This window comes from Arsenophonus sp. ENCA (assembly GCF_002287155.1).
GTDB classification, from domain to species: domain Bacteria; phylum Pseudomonadota; class Gammaproteobacteria; order Enterobacterales; family Enterobacteriaceae; genus Arsenophonus; species Arsenophonus nilaparvatae.
The window spans coordinates 1-5,052 of the sequence record NZ_NHNG01000636.1; the positions used below are offsets into that span (position 1 = coordinate 1).

Below are 5,052 nucleotides of genomic sequence, written 5' to 3' on the forward strand. Positions count from 1 at the left end.
AGGTAACCATCTGGGCAGATACCGGTTTTCAAGGTATAGATAAACAGCATCCTAATACACAAATCCCAAAAAAAGGAACTCGAAAAAGACCTTTATCGCCTGAACAAAAACAAGAAAATAAAATAATCTCGGGCATCCGTATTACAGTTGAACACGCCATCGCGGGTATCAAGCGCCTCGGTTGCATGACCCAAATTTTACGGAATCGTAGACCCTTTATTGATGATACCTTCTTACTCCTTAGCGCAGGTCTTTGGAATTTCCATCTCAGAACAGCGTAAAATTTACTTCAATCACCGAAACACCCTTATTTCACTATTAAGCAACACGCTTAATGTGTTTTTCACCTTTTTGCTCTCCTTAGGCTGCATGGCTATCATTTGCTCAAAATTATTTTTAAGCATGACCTATTTTTATTTAAATCCGTTTAATTTGCTGATGATTTATTTACTTGCTTTTAATATTTCCTCTGCTTTATGCAGTTCAATTTTGGCTTGTTGCAGTTTTTGTTGCTGCTTACTAATTTTATTCTTATCTCCTTTTGCTTGTGCCTCTTTCAAGTCAACTTCACGTTCTCTAACTTTTAAGCGTTTTTTCTCAACTTCATTTTTATTTTTTTGATATATAAACTCAGAGCTACAATTATTCTCTAAATTTTTTAAAGCCGTTTTTAACCCATCAATTTTATCTTGATTATTATCTTTTTTAGCATATTCGATTTGGGTTTGTAATGTTTGTTTTTTTATTTCACACAACTTTATTTGTTGGTTAGCAAATACCAGGTTACTACCAAGCATAAATGCAATACAATATATTGATAATGATATTTTTCTCATCGTCTATTCCCCTTTTCTTGTTAATAGTCTATTTAGCATAATGCTATAAATATGTTATGTCATTATCAGAGTTTAATATTACTATGATAAAATGTGCGGTAATATAAGTATAATAGTGGCTATATTTAGCCCCCCGCAAAAACAGTTTTTACATTAAATGGTAATAAATTTATGTTAAGTTATCGTCACAGTTTCCATGCTGGTAATCACGCAGATGTATTAAAGCATATTGTACAAAGTTTGATTATTGAGTCTCTCAAGGAAAAAGAAACGCCTTTTCTGTATCTTGATACTCATGCTGGAGCTGGTCGCTATCAACTAACAGGTAAGCATGCTGGTAAGACGGAAGAATATCTTGAGGGAATTGCGCGTTTATGGCAACGAGATGATGTGCCGACAGAGTTAGCTGCTTACCTAACAGTAGTGAATAAACTGAATGCTAAAGGTGATCTTCACTATTATCCAGGATCGCCATTATTGGCTAAGTTTTTGTTACGCGAGCAGGATAAACTGCTATTGACGGAATTACACCCTAGTGATTATCCCATACTAAGATCAGAATTTGCCAAAGATAAACGAGCACAAGTTTTACGGCAAGACGGTTTTCAACAGTTAAAATCTAAGCTCCCGCCATCAAGCCGTCGAGGCATTATTTTGATTGATCCACCATACGAATTAAAATCAGATTATCAATCAGTGGTTAACGCTGTTTTAGAAGGTTATAAGCGGTTTGCTACTGGAATTTACGCTATTTGGTATCCGGTAGTTTTACGACAGCAAGTTAAGCGAATGATGCACGGACTGCAAAATAGTGGGATCCGTAAAATACTAAAGATTGAGTTAGCAGTACGTCCAGATAGCGATCAGCGAGGAATGACGGCTTCGGGCATGATAATCATTAATCCACCATGGAAATTGGAACAACAAATGCGTACGTTGTTACCATGGTTACATAAGGTTTTAGTGCCCGAAGGAATAGGTCATACCTGCGTAGAGTGGATTGTGCCGGAATAGATTTTTTATTCCTCATTGTAGTTTGGTGGTTTTTAACGGGTTATTAATAAATAACCCTATAAGAATGTTAGTTAAACTGTAATTTAATTAATAAAATGGAATAAATTAACGATGAATGAGCATTATAATTATATTGCTATTGGTGGTGGTAGCGGTGGAATTGCTTCAATAAATCGTGCTGCTATTTATGGTCAGAAATGTGCGCTTATTGAAGCAAAAGCATTAGGTGGAACTTGTGTTAATGTTGGTTGTGTATCCAAAAAGATCATGTGGTATGCCGCACAAGTTGCAGAAGCGATAAAAGCTTATGGGCCTGATTATGGTTTTAATACGAGTATTAATCAATTTGATTGGCAAAAATTGATCACTAACCGACAAAACTATATTAATCGTATCCATGAGTCTTATAAACTTGGTTTGAGTACTAACAAAGTTAAGGTAATTAATGGCGTTGCGCGTTTTATTGATGCTCATACCATTGAGGTTAATGGCAGCAAGCTAACCGCAGATCATATTCTAATTGCCACCGGTGGCAGACCTGCTTGGTCTAATATTCCCGGCGCGGAATATGGGATAGATTCAGATGGTTTTTTTCAATTGACATCTTTACCTAAGCGAGTCGCAGTTGTTGGTGCTGGTTACATCGCTGTTGAATTGGCTGGCGTATTGAATGCTTTGGGTAGTGAGACCCATTTGTTTGTTCGCCAACATGCTCCTTTGCGTCATTTTGATCCTATGGTGGTTAAATCATTGCTAGAGATCATGAAAAATGAAGGTATAACATTGCATACTGAATCTATTCCTAAAGCTGTGATTAAAAACTCTGATGGTAGTTTAACTTTACAGTTAGAAAATGGCCAAACTCAAACTGTTGATACATTAATATGGGCGATTGGTCGTGAGCCAATGACAGACAATTTAGGTCTTGATCTGGCTGGTATAGAACGGGATAACAAAGGTTATATTAAAGTTGATAAATTCCAAAACACTAATATAGTAAGAGTGTATGCAGTCGGTGATAATACCGGAGCGGTCGAATTGACCCCAGTTGCTATAGCGGCTGGCCGTCGATTATCAGAACGTCTGTTTAATAATAAACCTGATGAGCATCTGGATTATAGCAATATACCTACAGTAGTATTTAGTCATCCGCCAATAGGCACCGTTGGTTTGACTGAACCGCAAGCAAAAGAAAAATTTGGTAGCGATAAGATTAAAGTATATCAATCGTCTTTTGTTTCAATGTACACAGCGGTAACCGCTCATCGTCAACCCTGCCGTATGAAGTTGGTTTGTGTTGGTGAAGAAGAGAAAATTGTCGGTATTCATGGTATCGGTTTTGGTATGGATGAAATCTTGCAAGGTTTTGCTGTTGCATTAAAAATGGGAGCTACTAAACAAGATTTTGATAATACCGTGGCTATTCATCCAACGGCGGCAGAAGAATTTGTTACTATGAAATAATCACTGTCTTGTCAGTGGTTATTTTTGATTGATAGATTTTTAACCCGTGGGTTAGATTATTGGTTAAGTATTATCGGCGGAAAACTAACGCTATTAGATGGTTGAGAATATAGCTTAATTTATTGATGGTACTGTTACTTGCCTATCGCAATAGTACCTATTTAATTCATCCAGAACTTACAATAAAAATCTATTATTAATAAAATAGTCTGTTTTATTATTTATTTTTATCATTTGTCTGTTAACCAATTAGCGATATAATCGGCTATCTGTTCAGGAGAGTTAATATCCAATTGCAGAAGTTGGGTAGCTTGTTTGTCATCACTTGCGACTGCCATCAAGTGTTGATCCATAATATCCAAGAAAGGACGATTGGAATTCGCTCGATACAGCGCAATTTTAGGGATACTTTCTTCTTTAAATCCTTCAACTAAAATTAAATCGGTTTGTTGGGGATCAAATTGATTGGCTAAATAAGCTAAATCAAGAGCGGTATTATTTGATGTCTCTGTCATTAACGCCCAACGTTGTTGGCAGGCAATTAATGTTTGCTTAGCGCCTGCTTGGCGTAATTGATAGCTATCTTTATTAGGCTTATCAATGTCCATGTCATGATCGGTATGTTTGATAATCCCGACTAGAATATTCTTTTTAGCTAGAAAAGGAATAACTTTCTTTAATAGCGTTGTCTTTCCCGTACCACTATAAGCTGTTATTCCAAGTAGTGGAATTACATTTTTATTTGTCATTTATTTGCTGTTGCTCCCATTGATAGCAATCTGCAAACGTATTCAGATTAACAAAATTTTTGTCATAACTGGCAAAATTTACTGCTGAAGCGTTAATTTTTTCCATAAAAGACATTACCTTGTGCTGATGCTTAATTAAATTTTCTTCTAGTGTTGGGATAACAGAACGATGAAGTAATGCAAAAGTTGGATGGTTAAAGCCAGCGATCGCGACATAACTGCCAACATTTTCTTTGCGACCTTGCCAAAGTTTCATCACTAGGTCATCGGGAAAATCTGGCACATCACAAGGTACAAAGGCAACCCAAGATGTTTGAGCGGCATAAAGACCTGCTAACATGCCGGCTAGGGGGCCAGCAAAATCGTCTATGGTATCAACAATAACAGGATATCCTGCTTGTTGATATTTTGTGATATTTCGATTGGCATTGATGAATAGATAATCAACTTGTGGCAACAGTTTTGCAATTGCATATTGGTAAAGTGATTGGCTTGCAATCTGGATCAGCCCTTTATCGCACCCATTCATTCGACGAGCTTGCCCACCTGCTAATATTATGCCAGTGACTACAATTTTTGCCATAAAGCGTGTTGCTTAATAGTGAAATAAGGGTGTTTCGGTGATTGAAGTAAATTTTACGCTGTTCTGAGATGGAAATTCCAAAGACCTGCGCTAAGGAGTAAGAAGGTATCATCAATAAAGGGTCTACGATTCCGTAAAATTTGGGTCATGCAACCGAGGCGCTTGATACCCGCGATGGCGTGTTCAACTGTAATACGGATGCCCGAGATTATTTTATTTTCTTGTTTTTGTTCAGGCGATAAAGGTCTTTTTCGAGTTCCTTTTTTTGGGATTTGTGTATTAGGATGCTGTTTATCTATACCTTGAAAACCGGTATCTGCCCAGATGGTTACCTCAGGAGGAATATGGCGAATTATATCGACTTTATCGAGTAAGCGTTTATCGTGACGGCGCCCATTTTTGCTCA

The 5,052-nt window shown here is 37.1% G+C and carries 7 protein-coding genes; 3 read left to right on the forward strand and 4 right to left on the reverse strand.

Annotated features, from left to right (window positions below; translation table 11 throughout):
* On the forward strand, window positions 1-281 hold a 281-nt coding region (locus tag CBG25_RS16440), incomplete at its 5' end, for a transposase family protein (protein WP_290603775.1).
* A gap of 162 nt (window positions 282-443) precedes the next feature.
* Here CBG25_RS16440 and CBG25_RS16445 read toward each other — a convergent pair.
* Window positions 444-836 carry a DUF1090 domain-containing protein gene (locus CBG25_RS16445; RefSeq protein ID WP_290607946.1) on the reverse strand — a complete coding sequence of 131 codons (393 nt, stop codon included), beginning with the start codon at window positions 834-836 and terminating at the stop codon, window positions 444-446.
* A 171-nt stretch (window positions 837-1,007) separates the two neighbouring features.
* On the opposite strand from CBG25_RS16445, the gene CBG25_RS16450 reads away from it, so the two are divergent.
* Window positions 1,008-1,850 (forward strand): 23S rRNA (adenine(2030)-N(6))-methyltransferase RlmJ, encoded by an 843-nt coding sequence (locus CBG25_RS16450; RefSeq protein WP_290607947.1) that lies wholly within the window; start codon window positions 1,008-1,010, stop codon window positions 1,848-1,850.
* A 111-nt stretch (window positions 1,851-1,961) separates the two neighbouring features.
* On the forward strand, window positions 1,962-3,314 hold the full coding sequence (gorA, locus tag CBG25_RS16455) for a glutathione-disulfide reductase (RefSeq protein WP_290607948.1): 1,353 nt from the start codon (window positions 1,962-1,964) through the stop codon (window positions 3,312-3,314).
* Window positions 3,315-3,544: 230 nt separating this feature from the next.
* Here gorA and mobB read toward each other — a convergent pair whose 3' ends face one another.
* The 3 genes from mobB to CBG25_RS16470 form a co-directional block, all read right to left on the reverse strand.
* Complete coding sequence (mobB, locus tag CBG25_RS16460; RefSeq protein ID WP_290607949.1) at window positions 3,545-4,063, reverse strand: molybdopterin-guanine dinucleotide biosynthesis protein MobB; 519 nt, start codon at window positions 4,061-4,063, stop codon at window positions 3,545-3,547.
* Window positions 4,053-4,646 carry a molybdenum cofactor guanylyltransferase MobA gene (mobA, locus tag CBG25_RS16465; RefSeq protein WP_290607951.1) on the reverse strand — a complete coding sequence of 198 codons (594 nt, stop codon included), beginning with the start codon at window positions 4,644-4,646 and terminating at the stop codon, window positions 4,053-4,055. Before mobA ends, mobB begins: the two co-directional genes overlap by 11 nt.
* Before the next feature lie 53 nt (window positions 4,647-4,699).
* Window positions 4,700-5,052: transposase family protein (locus tag CBG25_RS16470; RefSeq protein ID WP_290603898.1), on the reverse strand; the 353-nt coding region annotated here is incomplete at its 5' end.